Annotated in this window: 18 protein-coding genes, 1 tRNA gene and 1 pseudogene; 3 read left to right on the plus strand and 17 right to left on the minus strand. The window is 50.5% G+C overall.

The genetic code is table 11. The annotated features are described in order from the left end of the window. Positions 1-5 precede the first annotated feature (5 nt). From ACG1VR_RS15350 to ACG1VR_RS15410, 13 genes are all read right to left on the minus strand, one after another. A complete protein-coding gene (locus ACG1VR_RS15350) occupies positions 6-2,708 on the minus strand; it encodes a glycoside hydrolase family protein (protein ID WP_395489241.1) in 2,703 nt (900 codons plus the stop codon). Between the two features lie 11 nt (positions 2,709-2,719). Next, positions 2,720-3,091 carry a DUF2345 domain-containing protein gene (locus ACG1VR_RS15355; protein ID WP_395489242.1) on the minus strand — a complete coding sequence of 124 codons (372 nt, stop codon included), beginning with the start codon at positions 3,089-3,091 and terminating at the stop codon, positions 2,720-2,722. Further along, positions 3,078-3,302 (minus strand): PAAR domain-containing protein, encoded by a 225-nt coding sequence (locus ACG1VR_RS15360; RefSeq protein WP_395489243.1) that lies wholly within the window; start codon positions 3,300-3,302, stop codon positions 3,078-3,080. The genes ACG1VR_RS15355 and ACG1VR_RS15360 overlap by 14 nt, the downstream gene beginning before the upstream one ends. A 24-nt stretch (positions 3,303-3,326) precedes the next feature. After that, on the minus strand, positions 3,327-4,148 hold the full coding sequence (locus ACG1VR_RS15365) for an XAC2610-related protein (RefSeq protein WP_395489244.1): 822 nt from the start codon (positions 4,146-4,148) through the stop codon (positions 3,327-3,329). Positions 4,149-4,153: 5 nt separating this feature from the next. Continuing rightward, on the minus strand, positions 4,154-5,602 hold the full coding sequence (locus tag ACG1VR_RS15370) for a glycoside hydrolase family 19 protein (RefSeq protein ID WP_395489245.1): 1,449 nt from the start codon (positions 5,600-5,602) through the stop codon (positions 4,154-4,156). 61 nt (positions 5,603-5,663) lie between these two features. Next, entirely contained in the window at positions 5,664-6,602 is a 939-nt protein-coding gene (locus ACG1VR_RS15375; RefSeq protein WP_395489246.1) for a hypothetical protein, read from the minus strand. 1 nt (position 6,603) lies between these two features. Continuing rightward, entirely contained in the window at positions 6,604-8,901 is a 2,298-nt protein-coding gene (locus ACG1VR_RS15380) for a hypothetical protein (RefSeq protein WP_395489247.1), read from the minus strand. An 11-nt stretch (positions 8,902-8,912) separates the two neighbouring features. Continuing rightward, a complete protein-coding gene (locus tag ACG1VR_RS15385) occupies positions 8,913-11,267 on the minus strand; it encodes a type VI secretion system Vgr family protein (RefSeq protein WP_395489248.1) in 2,355 nt (784 codons plus the stop codon). A gap of 35 nt (positions 11,268-11,302) precedes the next feature. Next, positions 11,303-12,121: a lysozyme inhibitor LprI family protein gene (locus ACG1VR_RS15390; protein WP_395489249.1), complete on the minus strand. Its 819-nt coding sequence runs from the start codon at positions 12,119-12,121 to the stop codon at positions 11,303-11,305. A 375-nt stretch (positions 12,122-12,496) separates the two neighbouring features. Continuing rightward, complete coding sequence (locus ACG1VR_RS15395) at positions 12,497-14,140, minus strand: OmpA family protein (RefSeq protein WP_395489250.1); 1,644 nt, start codon at positions 14,138-14,140, stop codon at positions 12,497-12,499. After that, positions 14,140-14,868, minus strand: a complete 729-nt coding sequence (tssL, locus tag ACG1VR_RS15400; protein WP_395489251.1) for a type VI secretion system protein TssL, short form — start codon at positions 14,866-14,868, stop codon at positions 14,140-14,142. Before tssL ends, ACG1VR_RS15395 begins: the two co-directional genes overlap by 1 nt. Continuing rightward, a complete protein-coding gene (gene tssK, locus ACG1VR_RS15405) occupies positions 14,865-16,214 on the minus strand; it encodes a type VI secretion system baseplate subunit TssK (RefSeq protein WP_395489252.1) in 1,350 nt (449 codons plus the stop codon). Before tssK ends, tssL begins: the two co-directional genes overlap by 4 nt. An 18-nt stretch (positions 16,215-16,232) precedes the next feature. Continuing rightward, positions 16,233-16,412, minus strand: coding sequence for a hypothetical protein (locus ACG1VR_RS15410; protein WP_395489253.1), 180 nt, complete (start codon positions 16,410-16,412; stop codon positions 16,233-16,235). Between the two features lie 621 nt (positions 16,413-17,033). On the opposite strand from ACG1VR_RS15410, the pseudogene ACG1VR_RS15415 reads away from it, so the two are divergent. Beyond that, a pseudogene (locus ACG1VR_RS15415) lies at positions 17,034-17,240 on the plus strand (hypothetical protein); the annotation flags it as partial. 45 nt (positions 17,241-17,285) lie between these two features. Here ACG1VR_RS15415 and ACG1VR_RS15420 read toward each other — a convergent pair. Further along, a tRNA-Ser gene (locus tag ACG1VR_RS15420) sits at positions 17,286-17,373 on the minus strand. Positions 17,374-17,531: 158 nt separating this feature from the next. Beyond that, positions 17,532-19,157 (minus strand): ABC transporter substrate-binding protein, encoded by a 1,626-nt coding sequence (locus ACG1VR_RS15425; RefSeq protein WP_172567913.1) that lies wholly within the window; start codon positions 19,155-19,157, stop codon positions 17,532-17,534. 227 nt (positions 19,158-19,384) lie between these two features. Between ACG1VR_RS15425 and yccA the strand changes: the two genes are divergently transcribed. After that, entirely contained in the window at positions 19,385-20,044 is a 660-nt protein-coding gene (gene yccA / locus ACG1VR_RS15430) for an FtsH protease modulator YccA (RefSeq protein ID WP_016535682.1), read from the plus strand. 129 nt (positions 20,045-20,173) lie between these two features. Further along, positions 20,174-20,503 (plus strand): sulfurtransferase TusE, encoded by a 330-nt coding sequence (gene tusE, locus ACG1VR_RS15435; RefSeq protein ID WP_279044869.1) that lies wholly within the window; start codon positions 20,174-20,176, stop codon positions 20,501-20,503. Here tusE and yccX read toward each other — a convergent pair. Both yccX and ACG1VR_RS15445 read right to left on the minus strand, forming a co-directional pair. After that, positions 20,500-20,796, minus strand: a complete 297-nt coding sequence (gene yccX / locus ACG1VR_RS15440; protein WP_395489254.1) for an acylphosphatase — start codon at positions 20,794-20,796, stop codon at positions 20,500-20,502. The two genes, tusE and yccX, sit on opposite strands and share 4 nt — an antisense overlap. Before the next feature lie 106 nt (positions 20,797-20,902). Beyond that, positions 20,903-22,819, minus strand: a complete 1,917-nt coding sequence (locus ACG1VR_RS15445; protein WP_395489255.1) for a M14 family metallopeptidase — start codon at positions 22,817-22,819, stop codon at positions 20,903-20,905. Positions 22,820-22,937: the final 118 nt, after the last annotated feature.

Genomic DNA, 22,937 nt, shown 5'->3' on the forward strand with positions numbered 1-22,937 from the left:
TTTAATCAGTGTGAAGAGTCATAAACGCCTTGTAAAAATAAAGAATGCTCTTTTTGTCGTCTTTTAACAAGACCAGAAACACCACCGTTTGTTATATCTAAAAACTCATCAGCCGCTCCTGCATAATCTGCCTGGTTGAGTTTATATATCAATAATGGAGCTTTTCTCATACTCCTCATGTTAAACAACAAACTAATCAAAGCATCAAATTCATATTGATACAGGTCACTACTCACAGAACTCTTCAGTTCACTAACAAATGTTGGGATTCTAGACTCAAATAAATCATCAGCTTCAGCAACTGTTATTCCAATTTTAAACTCATCAGAAAGGTCTATATCTTCGCATTTAGCTCGCGCGATTAAATGCCCGTACCCAATAGTGCAATACCCTTCAGAGTCGTTATAGGCTGTAGAACTGAAACTCTCCCATCCTTTAATGAAAGCCTTACCTTCATCGGATACATTCAATTCACTAATAGGTATTCTATCTCCTAATTGAGGCTGCCCTTCATCAAACGTACTCCGATACCCTTCACTCAATATTTCAATTGGATCTCGCAAATCACTACGGCGCTTAAATGGCAAAATCGATGTGTTATTTGGCGGAGGTGTACCGTTATTTCCAGGATAGTATTCAAAATGAAGCATATATACAGTCTGCCCTGGTATGATTCTTGGATGCTGACCTGTCGCAGCATTAATCATCAACCCTGTTTTTGCTAAAACAGCCCCTTGCTGCACCTGCTCACCATTACTAACCACAATGCTTGCATGGTCAACTTCGCCATACCTTATATAAAAGTGCCGACCGTCCGATGTTGTGTGTTCGACAGTTATTTGCCACGTCCCCATATAATATGGCGAAATATTTCTCACAACTCCGTTACTTATCGCAACAATTTCTGTCAGTGGTTCACTGTATAAATCGCGTGCTGCATGTTTTCTACTTCCACCAGACCTATTTCTACCAAAGATAGCCTGTGATGCGTTAGAATCAGATAAAGATGCTGCCCAGTAATATCGTTTCCAGCCCCCTTCAATATCGTTTTTGGGTTTCACTTTAAAGGGAAATATAATTTCCTTTTTCTTTGTCTGCGATATTGCATTCAAAAATACTATCGGATGCATATGCCAGACAGGCACACCGCTCCTGAATCCGTCCACCTTGCTCATCCATTCCATATCGTCAAACCACTGTCTGACATAGCTGATACACAGGGGATCCAGCTGTTTTAAAAATGTTCCCCAGCGGGGATGGCTGCTGCCACCAAACCATTCACTGTCGTGTTTGACCACCATTCTCGCCGCGATATCTCTGATATCCAGCTCTGCGTAATTAACCGCGTGACGCAGTTCTGCGCCGGAAAGGTCGCCGCTGTTATCGCTGTCCATTTTTCGCAGCAGGGCTTTGTAGTAGTCAGAGACCTGTTTTTCCCGGATACCGCGCTCAGGCCGTACCCACTCCGCCATTCTGGTGAACCCGTCTTTGATCCACCCTTCATGCAGGGATTTTGTCATATCGGAAGTCGGCGGCTCTTCAAATGTACTGAAACCCAGCTTTGTCAGGTCGTACTGGCAGATATCCGCGTCCACATCAGTACCACTTACCCAGGCCCCCTCCCCGATATCAAACCAGCGTTTACCGCCGCTGTCGGTGAACGGATGGCATTTGTCCTGCGGCATAATTTTGTGAATATCTTTCTTCACCTGCCCTTTGGTTTGGGTGAAGGTATCCCCGGAACGGGCATAAACAAAACTCTCCGGGTGGATATGAACGTATTTCGGGCCGCTCTTAACCTGTGCCTTATTGCTCAGAAAATCGATCATCCGGCTGTCGGTACTGAGTACTTCAATATGCACAAAAGCACTTTTTTCCACACCGTGGATGTCACAAGGGGCAATGTCTTCCGCCAGGTAACCCACCGCATCGCCTGCGGCAACCTCAAGTCTGGTTGCCGGTTTAACGACGGTATCAAATGTCCCCTGGGTAACGGCCTGCTGCATCCAGGCCGGCAGATGCGCCATCTGCTTACCCACGGATGCCAAAGATTGCGGGTCGAGCGACACCCAGAACGCGTTGCCGGTCATTTCGGATTTACTGTTCAGCACCCGGGCAAGCCCAAACGTCTGCGTCTGCCCCTTCAGGTCAAAGGTGATCTCACGCAACACAACGACGCTGTCGCCCGTTTTTAGTTTATTCTTCTCCGCGACCGGAGCCTTATCTCCGGCTTTTTCTTTGCCGGTGTATTCACGCTTATGCAGCCCGTCACCCTTCTCAGTAACCTGATACAGCTTGTGCTCTGGAAAAGCAGACAGCGGAGCAAGCCCGATATAGAGCGAGTAAAAGTCGAGGCTGTTGTCTTTTTTTTCCGGGTCAGGAGTACAGATGGATTTGACCAGCACAAAAGTACTGGAATATTGCAGCGGGTTGTTGATGTATGTGCTGGTCAGATAGTCCTGGTTGATGCGCCAGGCCACCACTTCGCCGCCTGCCATAAACTGAAGCGGTACCGCAGTGTCTGCCGTCTCGCTTGTCAGCACGGAACCCGGGGCGCTCTTACGGGTGATGTGGATCCCTCCGTGCCACATGTTATTTGTTCCGGCCAGCCATGAGCCGTGTGGCTCCTGTAAGAGCGGCTCCATCATGTCATCCACAGTAGCGTAATGCTCGCCATTCGCTTTTCGGGCAGGAAAACAGATTTTCATTCCGGTCATCCTTAACGTGAAGGGATATTACGTGTTTTGGGAGGCGTCACGCTGGCGTTTGTCTGGCTGAACCGAGGCGGCGTAATGTCCATGCTGCCCCCGGCCATCGGTGCGCGGTAATGCGGGGATTTCACCAGGTAATCACCCAGGGTTTCTTCCAGAATGCCGCCGTTGTCCAGTGTGATACTGGAGCCGCCGCCGTTGAGTCGCAGTTTAGGCGCACTGATGAGCAGCTCATCCTTGTTACTGCTGATGGTAAACAGCAACTCTGATGTCATCTCCATTGAGCTCGCCTCTGCGTGAACCTCAACATCCCCCTGACTGGCAATCAGCTTCGCCCCGGACTGATGGGCAAACAGCCCGACAGACTCACTGGCTGCCAAATCCACACTTGTAGCCGAGGAACGCCGCATAAACACCACAAGCCCGATAATTTGGGTTACCTTCGACGATAGTGGTATCGCCATGCTCCGGGCAGGAAACACGGTCACCTTTACGTGCCACACCGATATCGCCAAAGAACATAGTTGTTGAACAGGACAACACTGCTCCGCCGTGAGTAGTTTTATCGCCTGGTCGAATAATTCCTTGCATATACTTCCTTTATATTATTCTAAATCAAAAAGACTCAAACATTTCTTTTGAAACTTCATTACCATTTTCACCGTGACCTTTCTGATTTGAATAATCAAAAGACATATCGTTAACTTTAACTAGCTTGCCATTATTGAATGAATAAATGATTTTGCTATACCTTTCGCAACAATCATCCTTTGAGTCAAAAACTATATTTTCAGCAAATGGCTTGTATGTTAACGTTCCATTTATACCACTTAATTCTTTCTGTTCCACAAAGCCTTTATCAGTTGAAATATACACACTCTGACTTCCATTATTAGGTCTATGATCTGTCCGGACAATTACATCATAGAAACCATCACTATTAACATCTATGAAATCGACAGTTGGGGTGTCAATTGCATCCGATAATGATATATTTTCAACCTTACCTTCAATCTCTATCTTTAATTCGTAACCGCCACTCTCAGAATCAGATAGTTTCACATTATTCAACTGACCATCTTTAAATGAATCATGCTTTAAAAGATTTACAGGAAGGCATTGTTTATTACACCACTGGCCTGTATATCCATCAGTTGTAGGTTTGAGAGTCATCACCGCGGTACTATTGCCTACTATCTCATTCAATACAACCAAATCTGCCGAGGACACTCCCTTAAGGAAGATATTTTTTTTGAATTTATTATATATATAGACGCCAGAAATCGCCCCGCTAGCAGTGGTAAGGTTCATTGTGATATTGCTTTTCCCTATCGTGCCACTATATAAGGAGGTTACAGAATATTCAGCATTCACCGCCTCCGATGCATTACAAAAAAACGGAAACACACAAACAGACAGTAATAGTATTTTCTTCATTTCAATCACTCCAGACCAAATGCATTCTTAGCTATCGATAGTTTTGCCACTCGATCATCCATGTGGTTCGGTTCTTTAGCTTTGCCAGGATAATAAGGTTTCTTTTGTACAGCCCAGCCATTAACATAAACCGAGACCCAGTATATATCATCTTTATCAGCCGAACTATTTAACTTAGGTTTTATGTATCTCCAAAAGTAACCAGATGCCAATGCCGCATACCTTGGATTATTGGAAAGATGACTAGCCTTGGCTGTTGTTGATGTTATATCGAATGAGTTATCATTAAGTTTGTTTCTTAGATACTGCTGACATTTTGTATAATTATCACGCCCTGTGATTTGTAATAATCCCCGCCCTTTAAACAAGGGACCATCTCCAGCTTGGTTGTTACCTAAATCACTACGACCTTCGTAGGCCTTTCCTGATGCAGTTTCTTCAGTATATTTAAAGAAACCAGTTTCATGGAGGATCTGTGCCATAAAATGCGTTTTTCTCAAAGAGGTATTGATTTCAAACAGCTTCATTGTTTCATTTAGAGGTTCAAGATAAATCTGAACATATTTTTCTTTGTCGGCAGGAAGCATTGCCTTTAATTGCTCGTAAGTGATCATTTCCTCGCCATCAGAAAGCGCATCCAAAAACACCACAGGATGCATATGCCAGACAGACGTACCGCTGCTGAATCCGTCCACCTTGCTCATCCATTCCATATCGTCAAACCACTGTTTGACATAGCTGATACAGAGCAGATCCATCTGCTTGAAAAATGTTCTCCAGCGATGATGGCTGCTGCCACCAAACCATTCACTGTCGTGCTTGACCACCATTCTCGCCGCGATATCTCTGATATCCAGCTCTGCGTAATTAACCGCGTGACGCAGTTCTGCGCCGGAAAGATCGCCGCTGTTATCGCTGTCCATTTTTCGCAGCAGGGCTTTGTAGTAGTCAGAGACCTGTTTTTCCCGGATACCGCGCTCAGGCCGTACCCACTCCGCCATTCTGGTGAACCCGTCTTTGATCCACCCTTCATGCAGGGATTTTGTCATATCGGAAGTCGGCGGCTCTTCAAATGTACTGAAACCCAGCTTTGTCAGGTCGTACTGGCAGATATCCGCGTCCACATCAGTACCACTTACCCAGGCCCCCTCCCCGATATCAAACCAGCGTTTACCGCCGCTGTCGGTGAACGGATGGCATTTGTCCTGCGGCATAATTTTGTGAATATCTTTCTTCACCTGCCCTTTGGTTTGGGTGAAGGTATCCCCGGAACGGGCATAAACAAAACTCTCCGGGTGGATATGAACGTATTTCGGGCCGCTCTTAACCTGTGCCTTATTGCTCAGAAAATCGATCATCCGGCTGTCGGTACTGAGTACTTCAATATGCACAAAAGCACTTTTTTCCACACCCTGGATGTCACAAGGGGCAATGTCTTCCGCCAGGTAACCCACCGCATCACCTGCGGCAATCTCTACAAATCAGCAAATTAAAGTATTAGCATCTCAAGACAGATTAGTTAAAAAGGTTCAAGTCCTGACAAGAAATGTACCCATCAATAATTTTATTCTTAGCATTAGTATATTCAATCAAACACCTATCCTCACCTAAGTTTAAGAGGGTTATTTTATCACCCTTAACCAAATATGATTTCACCTTCTTTTCAGTCGATGATTGAAAATAAGCCTTTGATGATTTAACTTCAAACGGTGAATTCCCACCGGCAACCAAACCTACTTTTGTAGCATTAGCTCTCTCAAAAGTAGACTTGCCATTTGAACTCTTCAAGACATCAAAGTCTACTGATGGATTTGGAGCATTATGAATTACCACCCAGGTATCATTCCCATATAGATCACAAGTGTCACTATTATTTTCACAAGAAATTATTTTATACTTTCCATTCTCCAAGTCGATTTTACTTTCATATAATTTATATGCATATAGTTTTTCATTCTGAAACAGGATTATTGGCAAATATTGAACCTTGCCATTTATAAAATATGATGTTTTAACTTTGTTATTGTCATCTATGATTTTATTGATAAAATCATCTCCTTCCACAGCTGAAATAGATGATTTATTATCAATTTTTTTATCTAATCCACAAAGTCCTTCTTTGGACACAACTCCATTGCTACCACTTTTAAAATCTGCATAAATGCAGTTAACTCTAAAATTAATGTCATCCCGTTCAATTACTGAAAACACAGAGTAAGAGTCTAAAGAATCGCTATCATGCACAACAGAGGGCTTCCCTCCGAAGTAATCAAAATAATATGATGCATTCCCTTCCTCCCGCTCTTCAAAATTAAGAAACGATCGACCATCATCTGATCTTATTTGCTTCAAATCTTTATCGTAAGATAATTTAGAACCCGTATCATTGGCTGCAAATGATACACTTGCGCTGCAAATAAAGAAGCCAAAAATAAATGCACTATTTTTTTTCATATCAAAATCCTTTAGATGCTGATGAAGTTTGTTCCAGAATTGCTTCAAATTGTTTCGCATATGATGCAATCAGGGGAGCCTGATCCTGGCCATTAATGATGTACCGCGCTCCAACATAATCAACCTCACCAGCATTAATATAACCATTTAATTTCTTACCACTAAACATGCCTTCCTCCATCCCCCAAACCATAATAGGAACAGCATATTTAAAATCGCCAGCCAAGTCAGGGGAATCAACAAAATTCACACCAAATTTATCTTGGGCTTTCTTATAATTATTTTTCCATGTTAGATGCACGCAACCACGGCCTCGGTATTTAAAACCATCACCTTGTGCTGTATTGCCATTCCTGATCGCTCTTTCTCTTCTTTTTGGTGTATCAGCCAACACGGGATCATATTTATTAAAATATCTCACACCACCTATTTCAGGCTTCTCACTGAAAAACTCAGCAGTTATATAGTGATAAGTCTCATGCCTGATTGTTGCCAGCATATATGCTAACTTATATAAGTTAGGCTTGTACTCCAGTGAAGTAGCATAATAACTATTTAAACTGTTCAAGACCTTATGTAAGTTACTCTTTGATGCAGATGACAACACAGCGGTTCCTGAGCCAAAAGAGGTATGTTCCTTCTCGTATAGAAACATAAAATCATCAACATTAATTAATTCTGCTGAATCAGATAATGCTTCAATAAATACTATCGGATGCATATGCCAGACAGGCGCACCACTACTGAATCCGTCCACCTTGCTCATCCATTCCATATCGTCAAACCACTGTCTGACATAGCTGATACTGAGCAGATCAATCTGCTTGAAAAATGTTCTCCAGCGATGATGGCTGCTGCCACCAAACCATTCACTGTCGTGTTTGACCACCATTCTCGCTGCGATATCTCTGATACCCAGCTCCGCGTAATTAACCGCGTGACGCAGTTCTGCACCCGAAAGGTCGCCGCTGTTATCGCTGTCCATTTTTCGCAGCAGGGCTTTGTAGTAGTCAGAGACCTGTTTTTCCCGGATACCGCGCTCAGGCCGTACCCACTCCGCCATTCTGGTGAACCCGTCTTTGATCCACCCTTCATGCAGGGATTTTGTCATATCGGAAGTCGGCGGCTCTTCAAATGTACTGAAACCCAGCTTTGTCAGGTCGTACTGGCAGATATCCGCGTCCACATCAGTACCACTTACCCAGGCCCCCTCCCCGATATCAAACCAGCGTTTACCGCCGCTGTCGGTGAACGGATGGCATTTGTCCTGCGGCATAATTTTGTGAATATCTTTCTTCACCTGCCCTTTGGTTTGGGTGAAGGTATCCCCGGAACGGGCATAAACAAAACTCTCCGGGTGGATATGAACGTATTTCGGGCCGCTCTTAACCTGTGCCTTATTGCTCAGAAAATCGATCATCCGGCTGTCGGTACTGAGTACTTCAATATGCACAAAAGCACTTTTTTCCACACCCTGGATGTCACAAGGGGCAATGTCTTCCGCCAGGTAACCCACCGCATCGCCTGCGGCAACCTCAAGTCTGGTTACCGGTTTAACGACGGTATCAAATGTCCCCTGGGTAACGGCCTGCTGCATCCAGGCCGGCAGGTGCGCCATCTGCTCACCGGCAGGTGTCACAAATTGTGGGTCAAGCGACACCCAGAACGCGTTGCCGGTCATTTCGGATTTACTGTTCAGCACCCGGGCAAGCCCGAACGTCTGCGTCTGTCCCTTTACGACGAAAGTGATCTCACGCAGCACAATGACGCTGTCGCCCGTTTTTAGTTTATTCTTCTCCGCGACCGGAGCCTTATCTCCGGCTTTTTCTTTGCCGGTGTATTCACGCTTATGCAGCCCGTCACCCTTCTCAGTAACCTGATACAGCTTGTGCTCTGGAAAAGCAGACAGCGGAGCAAGCCCGATATAGAGCGAGTAAAAGTCGAGGCTGTTGTCTTTTTTTTCCGGGTCAGGAGTACAGATGGATTTGACCAGCACAAAAGTACTGGAATATTGCAGCGGGTTGTTGATGTATGTGCTGGTCAGATAGTCCTGGTTGATGCGCCAGGCCACCACTTCGCCGCCTGCCATAAACTGAAGCGGTACCGCAGTGTCTGCCGTCTCGCTTGTCAGCACGGAACCCGGGGCGCTCTTACGGGTGATGTGGATCCCTCCGTGCCACATGTTATTTGTTCCGGCCAGCCATGAGCCGTGTGGCTCCTGTAAGAGCGGCTCCATCATGTCATCCACAGTAGCGTAATGCTCGCCATTCGCTTTTCGGGCAGGAAAACAGATTTTCATTCCGGTCATCCTTAACGTGAAGGGATATTACGTGTTTTGGGAGGCGTCACGCTGGCGTTTGTCTGGCTGAACCGAGGCGGCGTAATGTCCATGCTGCCCCCGGCCATCGGTGCGCGGTAATGCGGGGATTTCACCAGGTAATCGCCCAGGGTTTCTTCCACAATGCCGCCGTTGTCCAGTGTGATACTGGAGCCGCCGCCGTTGAGTCGCAGTTTAGGCGCACTGATGAGCAGCTCATCCTTGTTACTGCTGATGGTAAACAGCAACTCTGATGTCATATCCATTGAGCTCGCCTCTGCGCGAACCTCAACATCCCCCTGACTGGCAATCAGCTTCGCCCCGGACTGATGGGCAAACAGCCCGACAGACTCACTGGCGGCAAGCGTGATGTTCTTCATCGCGCCCATATCCAGATGCAGACCCGCACTCAGGATGGTGTTCTGCTTGCTCGTCATCTGAAGGTGCTCACCCGAAGTGAACGCCACGCCCTGCGGCGCACTCCCCAACAGTGCCGCTGACTGGAGATCTTTCAGGCGGTTTTCCAGCAGGCTGTTCTGGCTTTCCAGGTCGCAGGTGAGTGCCTGAGCCTGCTGTGCGAGAAGATTAAGGCGCTTCATTTCTGCAGCTGACTGCTTCAGGCGCTCAATGGCGGGCGCCATGTCCAGCACTTTTCCCTGCGCCGCTGGTTGTGCATCTGCCGTCAGGAACATCCCGCGCCCGGCACGCAGCGCGCCGAACTCGTCGGTACGCAGTTCAAACCCGGTACCGCGTGGCTCACGCTCACTGTCCACGATGTGGCCGCCGTTGAGCTGAGTCTTGCCAAACGGCGTCGCCAGCTTGAAATGCTCTTCCTGCCGCTTGTCTTCCAGACGGAATTTGTTATCCCCGGCAGTGCGCCAGATATTGCGCGTGTGATTGTCACGCGTGACGTGGTCCGGGTGTTCGGAATCGTGCTGAGCGTGGGAAATGTAAGGACGATCAGGATCACCGCCGTCGAACATCACCGAAACTTCGGTACCATCAAGCAGCGGGGAGTGGAAGCCGTAGGTATCCCCCGCATACGGTTTCGCCATGCGCAGCCAAAGGTAGGCGTAACCCTGTTCGGTGCTGTTGCGGTCAAAATCGAGGCGGACGCGGTAGCGCCCCTGATTGTCGAGGTAAGCATAGGTGTCATGCTTCTCATCGCTTTCCACCCGGGCAGGCAGGGAGCCAGCCATCACCGGGCGGTTCAGCAGCGCCGGACGGAAGCAGACTGTTTCGCTGTATGGAATCCCCGTGAAGCGCAGCTGAAAGCCTTTGTCACGAGCACCTGAGGTGTGAACCCCGGTGATAACAATCCCGTCTTCCAGCGAATCAGGCAGACTATTGCCCTGTGGCTCCAGGACTTCTCCCGGGGTCAGAACCGGGCTGCTCGCACGTCCCGTGACCGTCTGCTGGGTGTTGAGGTAGCGTTCATGACGCAGGCGAGCAAACCAGGCTCCGCCTTCCGGGGTTTCCGTATCCCCTTCGCTCAGGAACGGTTCGGCGTAGTGATACACCTCACCGGTGGTCGCCCCACCTTCCTGGCGGACGGTTACGGAGCTATCCTGTGGGGTCAGCGCGTCGCGGTAGTTATAGTCCCGTGTGGCCACGCCGCCGGTCACCACGCGGTCTGTCGGACGAATATCCCAGACACTCTCCTGACCGTTATCACTGGTGCGTGACGGCGGGATAATGGGTAGCTTCACGCCATACTGATACTGCATCTGGCTGTCCTGAAAAATCACCACATCCTGTTTGATGTTGCCGTCCATTTCAAAGCGCCAAAAGATGCCTACCTCGGCCAGCAGACGCTGGACAAACGCCAGGTCCGTCTCACGCCACTGAGTGATAAGCTCGCGGACCGGGTAGGTCTGCGACAGACGGAATTCAAAATCTGCCCCTTCCATGCCGTGGGAACGCAGGATTTGCTCCACAACTTCCGGCACCGACTGCTTCAGATACACCGCACAGCGCTCGGTGTGCTGCATCAGGGCAATACGCGGCACGAGCCGCAGGGCGTAGGTTCTTTCATCTCCCGACACGGAAATACGGCGAAAATCATCCACTACACCATAGACCGTGCGCACCGGCACCGCCGGTGTGCCGTTATAAAGGGGCGTCTGAAGAGTAAAGGAGGCAGGCTTCAGCATCAGCTCACTGCCGGCAATATTCGCCGCACAGGTGACAGTAACGTCATAGCGCCAGGGCTGGCTCAGGGTTTCACTGGCACGAAAACGCAGAACATCCAGAAAATGCGGACACTCATGCACATCCACGCGATAGCGGGACAGCCCCAGAGCTTCATCGATTTTCTTCTGTGCCAGACTGATAACATCACTGCTCATCCTTTATCTCCTTTTCAGAATGCCCGGACAGTCAATTACTTATCGCCACTAAGGAAAGCAATTCGGTCATTGGTCATTTTCGTCTGGCACTGATAAATTTCGATGCGATGTTTAATATCTACCTTGTTCGATTCTGCATCCGGCAACTTGCCGCATTTAGCAACTTTTTCATTTACCCACACCAGCTGTTCTTTTTTCAGCGCATTTCGCGAAGAGTCCGGGAGCTCTCGCCATACTGAATTAAGGTTATGGTCGGCATATTTATATTCAGCATTAGCAGAACTCAGATTACCCATGGCCAGAGCATTAATAATCTGGCTTTTATTAACGGACAACACACTAATATTGAACAGAGCACCAGACAAATCAGTTCGGTTAAAATGACTAAAAATGACATCTTTACCGTTGTCTGCAAGTTTAGCGCTGTAACTGACATCGCTCCAGACCACGCTTCCATTATTGAGTTTGCCATAGTCCCCTGTAATGGAATGCAAATAGTTTGGGTCACTACTTACCACATCCAGCGTTTCCTGCGGTACTTTCACTGAAATAGTCGCACTACAATTCAGTCCATAGCTGCCATTACCAGATGTTGAGACATTGCTCACGCTAACCACCAGGCTATTAATTTTATTCTGGTAGTCTGCAACGGGCTTATCATAGTTATATTTGTTTTTTGTAATGTAATCACTTTGAAGCAGCCCTGAAACATCACTACGAAAATAATCAGAAAGGGATTTAAGTGCATCTTCCCGACCACATTTGAAATCATCAGAGGAACTGAAAAAACCGGCATGCGCATTTACCGTACAAGTAAGAGCAATAAATGCCGGGATAAACTTTATCAACTTCATTATTTTTTCCTTCTTTAAATTAGATACGGAAACATTCCGTTATCCCAATAATTTCATGAGGCACAAGTATTATGCTGATGTAAATTCCAGCCCAATCCCTTCTTCATCATTCCAGCCGAGCGCCTGGGCGCGGGTCTGACACAGGGAAGCTGCCCCTTCCATCGCACGGGCGAAGTATGGATTGAGCCGTCGTAACAGGACTGCTGAATGATGTTCCATTTCCTTCTCTCTTGTTCAGGCACGCTACCGCCCATAGCCGTCAACCGATGCCCATAGGGTAAATGCCATAAATTGTGAGATTGCTTTGCACAAAGTTCGCCCTACAGGCGCTGTGCAAAGAAAAATGGCGGACAGAGGGGTCTACCCGCCAGCATCTTACGCCGGGCTGTGGCCCGGTATCTGGCAGGCGTTGGCCTCCGGTACAAGGCTGATTTCGACACGACGGTTGAGCGCACGCCCTCCGGGTGTGTCATTGGTTGCGATCGGACGGCTTGCACCATAGCTCTGCACCGCAAAACAGCTTTCCGGCACATCACCGGTATCACGCATCCAGTCACGCACCGCTTCAGCACGTTTCAGGGACAGCATCTGATTGAGCTCCGGGTTACCGGTGTTGTCAGTGTGCCCGCTGACAACAATCAGCCAGCCCGGCTTCGCCCTGATGCCGACCAGCGAATTGACCAGCATTTTGGTGGAGCCTGTTTTCAGCACGGATTTGCCGGAATCGAATAGTGACATGCTGTCGAGACGGACAATTTTCGGCCCCAGCTTCGGTTTCAACGCTGGCGGCGGCGGAGGCGGCACCCAGGTATCTATGGCCAGCTGCACAGCCAGCCACAGGCGGTTGCCCGGATACAGTCCGAATCCGTAGCGATATGGTTCTCCCTGACGCTGCCAGCGCTCCAGCAACAACGCATCCTGCTGCAGGGCGTGCAGGGCTTTCGCTTTCGGGGCATAGTGGTTCATCGGAATAGCCTGCCAGCGCAGAAGGTCGGCGCTGACTCTGCGGATAAGCGACTCGTTATGTCGGACGGACAAGGCAATGGCACCAAGGGCGCATAACAGCAGAACCATCACCACCCGACGCCCGGTTTTCCCACCCTGCAACGGGGTGGTATAGGGGGCCAGTAGAGGAAGTACCGCATCGGCAAAATGCCAGCGCGGTTCATAGAGCGTGACACGACCGGCAGGGGCAACCCGGGTCTGACGGAACAATAACTGTGGCCACAACGCGGCGGCCGACGTGGATACCGACCCGAGACGCAGGGTGACAGCAAACGGCCGCACGGGTGGGCACAGCCTGTCCGCTTTGCCCAGTTCATCCAGCATCACGGAGTGAAGCAGCAATGTCGCCTGGGTCAGGTAAGGCTGAATAAAGGTCGTCTGCGGGGACTGCTGCCATTCGCCGAGGGTGATAGCTGGTTCCTCCTCCGGACACACCAGCGCCGTATTGCCCCTCACCACTATCCAGGGCGTTTCCGGTCCTCTGAATTCGGCTTTCAGGATCACCGGCACACTGTAGCCGGTCAGTTCCCGCAACTGCTTCATCTGCAGACGCAGCGCTTTCAGTGAGGCGCGCAACAACGCCTCATCCTCATGCTGGCCCGACAGACAGCGGTACATCACGGCTAGTTGCCCGGCCATCGTCGGTGTGTGCGCCAGCAGACGCTCTGCAAAAGGCATGAGCCCGGTCAGCTCCGCTATCCGGAGATACCAGCCCTGTGCCGTGCCCCGACTCGCACCGGCCGCAAACATGGCATCATCCACATCCCCACAGACCAGCACCACCGGCCCGGTATGGCTTTCAGGTGGGAAGTGAGCAGCTTCATCGACCTGCAGTACAGGCCGTTTTTGACGGTAATGGCGACGGATAAGGACAGTGGAAACAAGCAGAACGACCAGCGTCAGGACCGATTTGCCGGCGGCAGGCCATGCGAGAAATCCCCAGACCAGCCACAGCACAGCGGCAAGACAAAGCAATACCGGCAGGGCAGCCCGGGCAAGTATTCGTCCACACATCAGAGGTGCCCCGGCAGTTGCTGGTGCAGCAGATCCTGTAACCACAGATGACCACCCAGCCACACCGCGCCGGTCAGGATCACCGCCAGCACAATCCAGAACCAGACGGACCGCAGCAGGTTATAACGACGGCGCCCGGTTTTCTGCACGACCAGTGATGCGCCCGTTTCCAGCGGCGGCACACGCTTATTCAGCGCGGCGATCACCTCATCACGCTGTGACTGTCCGACACCGGAGAGGCTGTACTGCCCCTGAAAACCCAGCGCCAGCACCCGCTGATAGCAGGTCAGCACCACAGGCTCCGGCGCGGGCTGACGCAGCACCTCCGCGATACGATCGTATAAAGCCCCACCCGCTCTCAGAGATCCGAAGTAGACCGCCTGCAGTGGCGCAGAACGCCAGGCGCGTTGCCCGGCATCAAGGGCCATATTCAGCGCATCGAGTGCACTGTCGCCGGATACAGCCGCTTGCGCATTTTCGGCTTGCTGCGCCTCCGGCTTACGGTTCATGACGGTTTCGTCCAGCAGGGCGCACTGGGCATAGGTGATGTGATCAATACTTTCAGCCCCCAGCCCCGCGCGCTCCAGCGCCTCGCGTACGCTTTCTACCTGCGCTTTGCAGGCCGCATACAGCGCAGGGCCGTCAGTCACCTGCCCGCCATGGCGCAGCTGCGCTACGGTAAGCCAGGTCTGCGCCATAAGGGCATCAATATCAATAACCTTATTCATGAGCGCAGCACCGCAAACAGTTCAAGCTCCAGTTCGCCAAGCAGGGATGGAACGTAGAATACGCACACCCCCTGATCCAGCATTTCGCGGGCCGCCGGGCTTTCCATATCCAGCACGAAATACTGGTTTTCCAGACGCACCGGCAGTGCAGCCGGGACACGGCTCAGGGCAATGAGACTAATCCCTTCGACGGCCACGCCGGACACTTCGCCGACATTCGCCGGGGCACCGGCAATACACATCTCTGCGAATCTTTCGGCAATCTGCCACGCGGGCTGATTAGCCCGCACGGAGAGGTAGAAATCCGCTTCATCGCGCAGACGAATATCATGCAGTACCGCTTTCCAGGTCTCCGGATCCAGACGATCCATTCTGACTGCCACCACACGTGACGGCAGGCTTGCTTCCAGCAGCTCACTGATGAGATCAAACAGCGGCGGGAAGGTCTTCTCCGGTGCCCGGTGGTCATACCCCGGAATGGCTTCCAGATCGTGTTCCAGCGAGAAGGTCAGCATACTGCCGGCCAGACGCGCCAGCTCTGCCCAGACCGGTTCAGGGTGCCGGTTCGGAAAACGTTCAAACTCGGAGAGAACCCGGGCATGGGAGTTCAGGGCATTCAGCAGCCAGAACAGCGACACGTCAGCGACGGCAAAATCCGCCATCCGGTCATTACTTTCACGGCGCATGGACATCAGACGCTGGCGACGGGAGCGCAGCTGGCGATTCAGCAGCGCAAGACGCTCACGCAGTCCGCGGCTTGCCGAGAACAGGGCCATCGGCGGGATAAAATTAGGATCCTGACGCCACCCCCCCTGTCCGTCCCGCAGGAGGCGGGCAACCGCACAAGTTTCCCAGGCGCTGTTGTCCTCATAGTCAAAGCGGAAGGCCAGATTAAAACGGGCCACCGCCATTGACTCTTCACCCTGGCCAAACCGGTCGGTGATAGTCTCCCAGGCCTCGACATAGCGCAGCGGACGCTCTGCCGATTGTGTGTCGGTCTGCACGTTGGCGATCCCAGCCTGCATGACCGGCAGCGCGACATACACCGTGACCGGCCCATTCCCCGCGGAGGCCGGAATATCCACTTCACGGGGCTCTGGCGGCAGGTCACTGTTGCGGGTGTCAACCAGCGTGTCATCCGGAAGCCACAGCAGCAGGGACTGTGCCTGGACCCGCCCGGAAGCCAGCATCGCCTCATCCAGTTCTACAAGACCGACGCCCCAGGGGAAGGCACTGCCACGAGTGGCAACACCGGCCCGGGAAAGTGCATCCCATTCAGACTGCTGCTGAAACTGTTGAGGGGCCAGAAGCGCCCCTTCATTCCATAGCGGACGATAAATTTTCATCCCTGATTTCCCCTCGCTTTAAGATTTGGTTTTTGGCCTCAGAGAAACCAATGGCAGGTTGACGTCCATGCCTTCCACCTGGAAGTGCGGGATCGCATACAGATTCACGCGAAAGAAGCCCGGGCTACCCGCATACAGATCGAGTTTTAGATTAATACGCGCCCTGGGAATTTCGGTCTGATAGGAAGAGTTAGACATGGCTGTCCCTGTTCTATGGAATTATAGAAACGGTGAATACCAGTGAGAAATTAATAAGAAAAATTTACCTTGCCAGAACAACTTTCCGATTCACATCATCCGACGAGAATAAAACCCCGGAATTAAAAGCAGGCGCATTCCATTCACCAGCATATCGACACTTTATTTTTGTGTATTTATACGAAATGAAAAAATTTCGGATAAGACTCAATAGCGGGAGTGTAGAAACGTCCACGGTCTGATTGGAAACAAAAAAATGTAACAATGTTTTACACTTCATGCTTTTAACAAAACTCGATCATCTTTCTGATTTATAAGAATTTTCTATAAAAAATCGCTCAAGCCTTGCGGGACAAGGGTGTACACAAAACGATCAATGCAACTTAGTGATTAAATTTGTGCAAAACCCCATCAATCACGTGAAATGTCCGATTTTTTATTTTTATCAAAAATAAGAAGCAGGACGTGACTGGGCATGTGAAAAACTGACGACATTTCCAGGCTTGCATAACTTTTTATTATCTACTTAAACGGGGTTAATTTATTTTCGTCAAAATAAAGTGCTATGTGAAGCTTTCCGACAGCGGGATATTCATCCAGCAAGGTAGAGAAGAAGCAAATCAAGGCGAAGCGATTTCTGATTTTGAGGGAAGCAGCAAAGATAAGCAGTTATTCAGGGGACACAAAACGGAAAGTCAGGTGACGAAGTATGAGCGCCAAGTGAAAATTTCACCCACAGGCGGCACCGGTATTGACCAAAACAGAAGAGAAATGAGGTGGCTGGAGGCAGGAATATACCAGGTGAATATACCAACACTATACCAATAGCCCAAAACAAAAAGGGGCTGCCTTTCGGCAACCCCTTGTAAATGTTGGCGGAAGCGCAGAGATTCGAACTCTGGAACCCTTTCGGGTCGCCGGTTTTCAAGACCGGTGCCTTCAACCGCTCGGCCACACTTCCAACGAGGCGAACTATAAACATAGCCATACTTCATGTAAAGCACGTTTTTGTTCAATCGCCTGAAATTTCATCACATTTGTGTTATTTGACTGAAACATCAGCAATATGATTACTTTCGAACCGCTCTAACTGCCCCCGGGCGGGGGGCAGAGCCAGCATCAGTGCTTTTTAATGTAGAGATCCTGGGTCAGATATTTACCCAACGTGCTTGGCGCATAGCCGCCGACGTAAGGTTTCACCAGTTGAACCTTCACATAATGGTAGATAGGGATAGTCGGGACGTCTTTAGCCAGGATGTCTTCTGCCTGCTGATAGTATTTTGCGCGCTCTTCCAGGGTAGTGGCCTGAGAAGCTTTGGCAATAATCTCGTCATAAGCAGGGTTGCTGTATTTAGAGCTGTTCTGGCTGTCGCCGGTGCGGAAGTTGTTCAGGTAAGTGGCCGCGTCATCGTAGTCGGCAATCCATCCGTAGCGCACCAGGTCGTAGTTGCCGGTACGTTTGGTATCCAGCATGGTTTTCCATTCCTGATTTTGCAGCTTAGCCTCAACGCCAACGTTTTTCTTCCACATCGAACTGGCGGCAATGGCGATGCGCTGGTGAGATTCAGAGGTGTTGTAAAGCAAGTTGAATTGCAGCGGATGTTTCTCGTTAAAGCCCGCCTCTTCCAGCAGTTTTTTCGCTTCCGCCACGCGTTTGTCATGGCTCCAGCTGCCGTAATCCGCAGGTTTAAGCTCTACGCCGCCAATTTTAGGCTGGCTAACCAGCCACGCGGGTTTCTGCCCCTGCCCTAATACTTTCCCGGCTATGATGTCTTTATCCAGCGCCATATTCAGCGCCAGGCGAACACGCGGGTCGTTGAACGGCGCTTTTGTGGTATTGAATTCGTAGTAATAAGTAGACAGGTAAGGCGTAACGCGGACCTGGTCCGGCATGGATTTTTTAAGCGAGGCAAAGAGTGTTTCCGGAACGGTATAAGTGATGTCGATTTCACCCGCTTTATAGCGGTTAACATCCGCCGTACCGGAGGTAACAGGCAAATAAGTCACCTTATTGATAACCGTATGCGCGTCGTCCCAGTACTGCTTATTACGCTCGCCGACTACTTTCTCGTTTACCACCCACTGCGACAGCTTATAAGGGCCGCTGCTCACGAAGTTGGCGGGCTGGGTCCATTTATCCCCAAATTTTTCTACCGCGGCTTCGCTTACCGGCACCATCGAGGTGTGGCCCAACATCAGCAGGAAGGCCGACGTCGGCTGGTTCAGCGTAACCTGCACGGTGCTGGAATCCAGCGCCTTCACGCCCAGGCTATCAACCGGTTTCTTGCCTTCGGCAATATCATTGGCGTTTTCAATTTGCATCGTGCCGGGATAGGTTGCATAAGGCGAACCCGTTTTAGGATCAACCAGGCGTTTCCAGCTCCAGACCACGTCCTGAGCGGTAATCGGCTCGCCGTTGGACCACTTGATGCCGGGGCGCAGGTGGAAAGTCCAGACTTTGTTATCCTGATTCTCCCACTTATCGGCCAGGTGAGGCTCGATAGTCCCGTCATTTTTGACGCGGATCAGCCCGTCAAAGAAATCGCCAATGATATTACCCTCAACGTCACTCTCGACCTTGTGCGGGTCAAGCGACGCCGGTTCGCTGCCGTTATTACGTACCAGCTCCTGTTTAGCTGCAAGCTCGGTTCCCGGCGGAACGTCTGCCGCCCATGCGCCTGAAAAAGCGCTGAGTAAACCCAGAGCAAGCAATGATTTTGTGAATGTGTTGTTGTTTGTTTTCATGACCTACGCCTTATTGATGTTATTTAACGACGGTACGGCTAACACTCTTAGTCGTCTTTTTTCAATAAAGCAATATTTTTCAGCCACCTATAAGCGGTAGTTATGGAAGTAATTTTATACAATGTGATAAACTGCACGAGGTAAAGATGGGTAAAAAGGCTTTTGTGTAATAAAGGCGGGCATTATGCTCATCACCATAAAACACCTGTATAAGAGAGAGTTTAAGAATGGATCGCATTATTACCTCCTCGCGTGACCGTTCGTCACTGCTCAGCACCCACAAAGTGCTTCGTAATACCTATTTCCTGTTGAGTTTGACGCTGGCTTTCTCGGCGTTAACCGCAACCGCCAGCACCGTGCTGATGCTGCCTTCTCCGGGGCTGATTCTGACCCTGGTCGGCATGTACGGCCTGATGTTCCTGACCTATAAAACCGCTGACAAACCGGTGGGCATTCTGTCTGCGTTCGCCTTTACCGGCTTCCTAGGCTATATCCTGGGGCCGATGCTTAACGCCTACCTGTCTGCCGGAATGGGCGACGTCATCGGTATGGCGCTGGGCGGCACCGCGCTGGTGTTCTTCAGCTGTTCAGCGTATGTGCTGACCACCCGCAAAGACATGTCCTTCCTCGGCGGCATGCTGATGGCGGGTGTGGTCGTGGTGCTTATCGGGATGGTGGCAAACATCTTCCTGCAGCTCCCTGCCCTGCATCTGGCAATCAGCGCGGTGTTTATCCTGATCTCTTCCGGCGCAATCCTGTTTGAGACCAGCAACATCATCCGCGGCGGCGAAACCAACTATATTCGCGCCACGGTGAGCCTGTATGTATCTCTTTACAACATCTTCGTTAGCCTGCTAAGCATTCTTGGTTTTGCCAGCCGTGACTAACTGATGCCGTCATCCCCAAAAAGAGAATGCCTGGTGCATTCTCTTTTTTTTTGCCCGTTCCCCGGCTTCTTAAGCTGGCGGAGAATTTTTGCTACACTGCCGCCGGTTTGAATGACACAGCGAATAATTATGTTGACCTTCGAAGGTAGAGAAATAGAGACAGATGCCGACGGCTATCTGAAAAATAGCCACGAGTGGAGCGAACCGCTGGCGGAAATCATTGCCGCCGGGGAAGGCATAACCCTCGCGGTGGAGCACTGGGAAGTGGTGCGCTTTGTGCGCGAATTTTACCTGGAGTTTAATACCTCACCGGCTATCCGCATGTTGGTGAAAGCGATGGCAAATAAATTTGGCGAAGAGAAAGGCAACAGCCGTTATCTCTATCGCCTGTTCCCGAAGGGCCCGGCGAAGCAGGCCACCAAAATCGCGGGATTACCTAAACCGGTGAAGTGCATCTAGTAGCGGATGCCAAAGTTAACCCATTCACGCTCGGGTTGGTGAGGCTCAACGAGGACTTTATCAACCCTGGCGCTACGTGGCCCGCCCGCTTTCAGCCAGGCCAGCAGCTTTTCGACCTGCTCCGCCTCACCGCAGGCCACCACTTCGACGCTGCCGTCGTCAAGGTTGCAGGCGTAGCCGGTTAAGCCAAGTTTCTCGCCTTCCCGCTGCGTGCTGTAGCGAAACCCAACGCCCTGAACCCTTCCGTGAACCCAGCACTTTATGCACTGCTTTTGTGAGTCGTTTGCCATCATTTACTCCCGCACGTAAACCTGACTCAAGTCTAACAGCCCGTGAGGTTTTTTCATCCGTAATGGGATCGGCCGCGCCACCGGCACGGCCGTTTTGCGAGACAGAGAGCTATTTTACCTCGACTCGTCCCACCGGATAGACCCAGGCATTGGCATCGTAAAACGGCGTATGTTTATAAAACCACTCCAGCCGCGCGCTGCCGTCGGCGGCAAACGCCTTATCCAATTTCAGCTTTTGCTCGAATTCGGCTTTCAGTTTCGGGTCCTGCTCCAGCATCCTGCGGGCCATCGGCTCCATAACATACTCTTCCGGCTCTTCGGCAGAAACCAGCGTGGCGTTAAAGAACCCCCAGGCCCAGAAGGAGTCAGGGCTGGCTGGCTCAAGCAGGTCCATAGCCAGAACGCCTAACGGCTGATGGGTAGAGATAACTACCGATCCTGCCGGGAAAGTTTGCAGGCGCTTGAAAGGCTGAGGCTCACCGCTGACTAACAAATGCCCTTCATAACCCGGGATTTGCCCTTTTGCCGCACGATCTGGCTCAAAGCCATCCGCAAGTTTCACGTTATCCATGCGATACAAAGTCACCTCAACCGGCGTGGCCTTCTCCAGAGTTTTCATCTGAATGCCATGAGCCCGAAGCCGCTCTATCACTGTTCTCCATTGGGCAGGAACGATGTACCCGGACGGGCGTGAAAGCGTTAAATCCGGTACGTCATTGGCGGTCACCGGCACGGTAATGGTTTTCGGTTTATTACTCCATTTAATCGTCTTTTGCCCGGTTATCGGAGAGACTTCGTAGTGCCAGTCACCCACAATAAACGGCACCTGCGTTGGCGCTCCAGGTTTCCATGTCAGGATGACGTCTTTGTCGGTCAGCGCTTTTTCCTTGTCTGCTGCGATGGCTTTTTTCAGCGAATCTGCATTATCGCCGATGGACTCAAACATCGCCTTTAGCATGACGTAATTGCCCAACACCTGAGTTTTGTAGGGATGGAGCGCATGCTGCTCAATCAGGATAGAAGGCACACTACGAATATCGCCATATTGGTTAGAAAAACGAGCAAGGTCGGTGCGATACGGGTAATAGCCCTGGGTCGGATCCTGGTTGCTGTTCAGGCTGATGCATTCATGAATGTGATGCCCGTAGCTTTGAACTTGCTGGTAAACATGAGGCTGCATCACGCTGTCCATCCAGCGCGTAGCGGCGGGTGACCAGCCCTGGCCGTTGTTGCAGTATGAACTGTCATAGGGGTACATAGCGCCGTCTGTAGAATGCGTGTCGGCGAAGAAACTCAGGTCATACTGGTTGAAAACCCAGGCGACATTGCGAATTTCGGCGCTGTCGAGTTTGGTAAAATCACGGTTAAGGTTAAGGTTTTGGCCATTAACCCGCCAGCCGGTGATGTCCGGGCCGTTCTGGTTAATTCTGCCGTACGCGCTGGTGCGCATATCGCCATCAATATTCACCGTCGGAATAAACAGAATATTGACCTTGTCGAGCAGCGCTGCCAGAGGTTTGTCGCCGGTGCTCATATCCCGCAGCAGCATGAACATAGCATCTTTGCCGTTAGCTTCGCCGGGGTGAATTTCCGCCTCAATCAGCACCGTTGGCTTTCCTGAGGCCCTTAGACCTGCGGCGCTTTTATCCTGAGAAGTCGAGGCTACCGCCAGCATCATCTGATAGCCTTCCGCGCTTTTTTCCGGCAGCCACTCCAACCTGATGAGGCCGCCAGAAGCGTCCGCAAGCTTGTTCATATACTCCACGGTTTGCTGATAGTTGCTGGTTTTATGAAAATCACTGCTCTCAGCAAGCGTAATTAGCGGGTTTTTAGCGTCCGCGAGGAATTTAGTGCTGGTCAGAGCCTGCTCAAACATCGGGGGCAGAATGCGGGTTTTCGCCGCTGCCGTTGCGCCTGCGTCGTCAATATAACCAGGTGCCTGAGGCAGTGCTGCCAAAACAGGCAGGCTTGTCAGCAGCAGCGAGCCCGCCGTTAATGCCAGGCGACGCGCACAAAAAATAGACATGGTGTCTCTCCTTGAGAAATGAAGGGTTCGAATAATACGCAGAACATTTATACCCACATTTATAAAAACAAAATGCCATGCTCATCAACCAATTAAAAATATCATAATAAATATAAAT

Source organism: Cedecea davisae (assembly GCF_044095835.1).
Taxonomy (GTDB): domain Bacteria; phylum Pseudomonadota; class Gammaproteobacteria; order Enterobacterales; family Enterobacteriaceae; genus Cedecea; species Cedecea davisae.

Excerpts from the sequence above, each read along its gene's own strand:
- yccX (WP_395489254.1), bottom strand. The coding sequence starts at position 20,796 with ATGATGGCAAACGACTCACAAAAGCAGTGCATAAAGTGCTGGGTTCAC.
- ACG1VR_RS15395 (WP_395489250.1), bottom strand. The coding sequence starts at position 14,140 with ATGTGTGGACGAATACTTGCCCGGGCTGCCCTGCCGGTATTGCTTTGT.
- tssL (WP_395489251.1), bottom strand. The coding sequence starts at position 14,868 with ATGAATAAGGTTATTGATATTGATGCCCTTATGGCGCAGACCTGGCTT.
- ACG1VR_RS15350 (WP_395489241.1), bottom strand. The coding sequence starts at position 2,708 with ATGAAAATCTGTTTTCCTGCCCGAAAAGCGAATGGCGAGCATTACGCT.
- ACG1VR_RS15425 (WP_172567913.1), bottom strand. The coding sequence starts at position 19,157 with ATGAAAACAAACAACAACACATTCACAAAATCATTGCTTGCTCTGGGT.
- ACG1VR_RS15390 (WP_395489249.1), bottom strand. The coding sequence starts at position 12,121 with ATGAAGTTGATAAAGTTTATCCCGGCATTTATTGCTCTTACTTGTACG.
- ACG1VR_RS15410 (WP_395489253.1), bottom strand. The coding sequence starts at position 16,412 with ATGTCTAACTCTTCCTATCAGACCGAAATTCCCAGGGCGCGTATTAAT.
- tusE (WP_279044869.1), top strand. The coding sequence starts at position 20,174 with ATGTTGACCTTCGAAGGTAGAGAAATAGAGACAGATGCCGACGGCTAT.
- ACG1VR_RS15360 (WP_395489243.1), bottom strand. The coding sequence starts at position 3,302 with ATGCAAGGAATTATTCGACCAGGCGATAAAACTACTCACGGCGGAGCA.
- ACG1VR_RS15445 (WP_395489255.1), bottom strand. The coding sequence starts at position 22,819 with ATGTCTATTTTTTGTGCGCGTCGCCTGGCATTAACGGCGGGCTCGCTG.
- yccA (WP_016535682.1), top strand. The coding sequence starts at position 19,385 with ATGGATCGCATTATTACCTCCTCGCGTGACCGTTCGTCACTGCTCAGC.
- tssK (WP_395489252.1), bottom strand. The coding sequence starts at position 16,214 with ATGAAAATTTATCGTCCGCTATGGAATGAAGGGGCGCTTCTGGCCCCT.
- ACG1VR_RS15380 (WP_395489247.1), bottom strand. The coding sequence starts at position 8,901 with ATGAAAATCTGTTTTCCTGCCCGAAAAGCGAATGGCGAGCATTACGCT.
- ACG1VR_RS15385 (WP_395489248.1), bottom strand. The coding sequence starts at position 11,267 with ATGAGCAGTGATGTTATCAGTCTGGCACAGAAGAAAATCGATGAAGCT.
- ACG1VR_RS15375 (WP_395489246.1), bottom strand. The coding sequence starts at position 6,602 with ATGAAAAAAAATAGTGCATTTATTTTTGGCTTCTTTATTTGCAGCGCA.
- ACG1VR_RS15365 (WP_395489244.1), bottom strand. The coding sequence starts at position 4,148 with ATGAAGAAAATACTATTACTGTCTGTTTGTGTGTTTCCGTTTTTTTGT.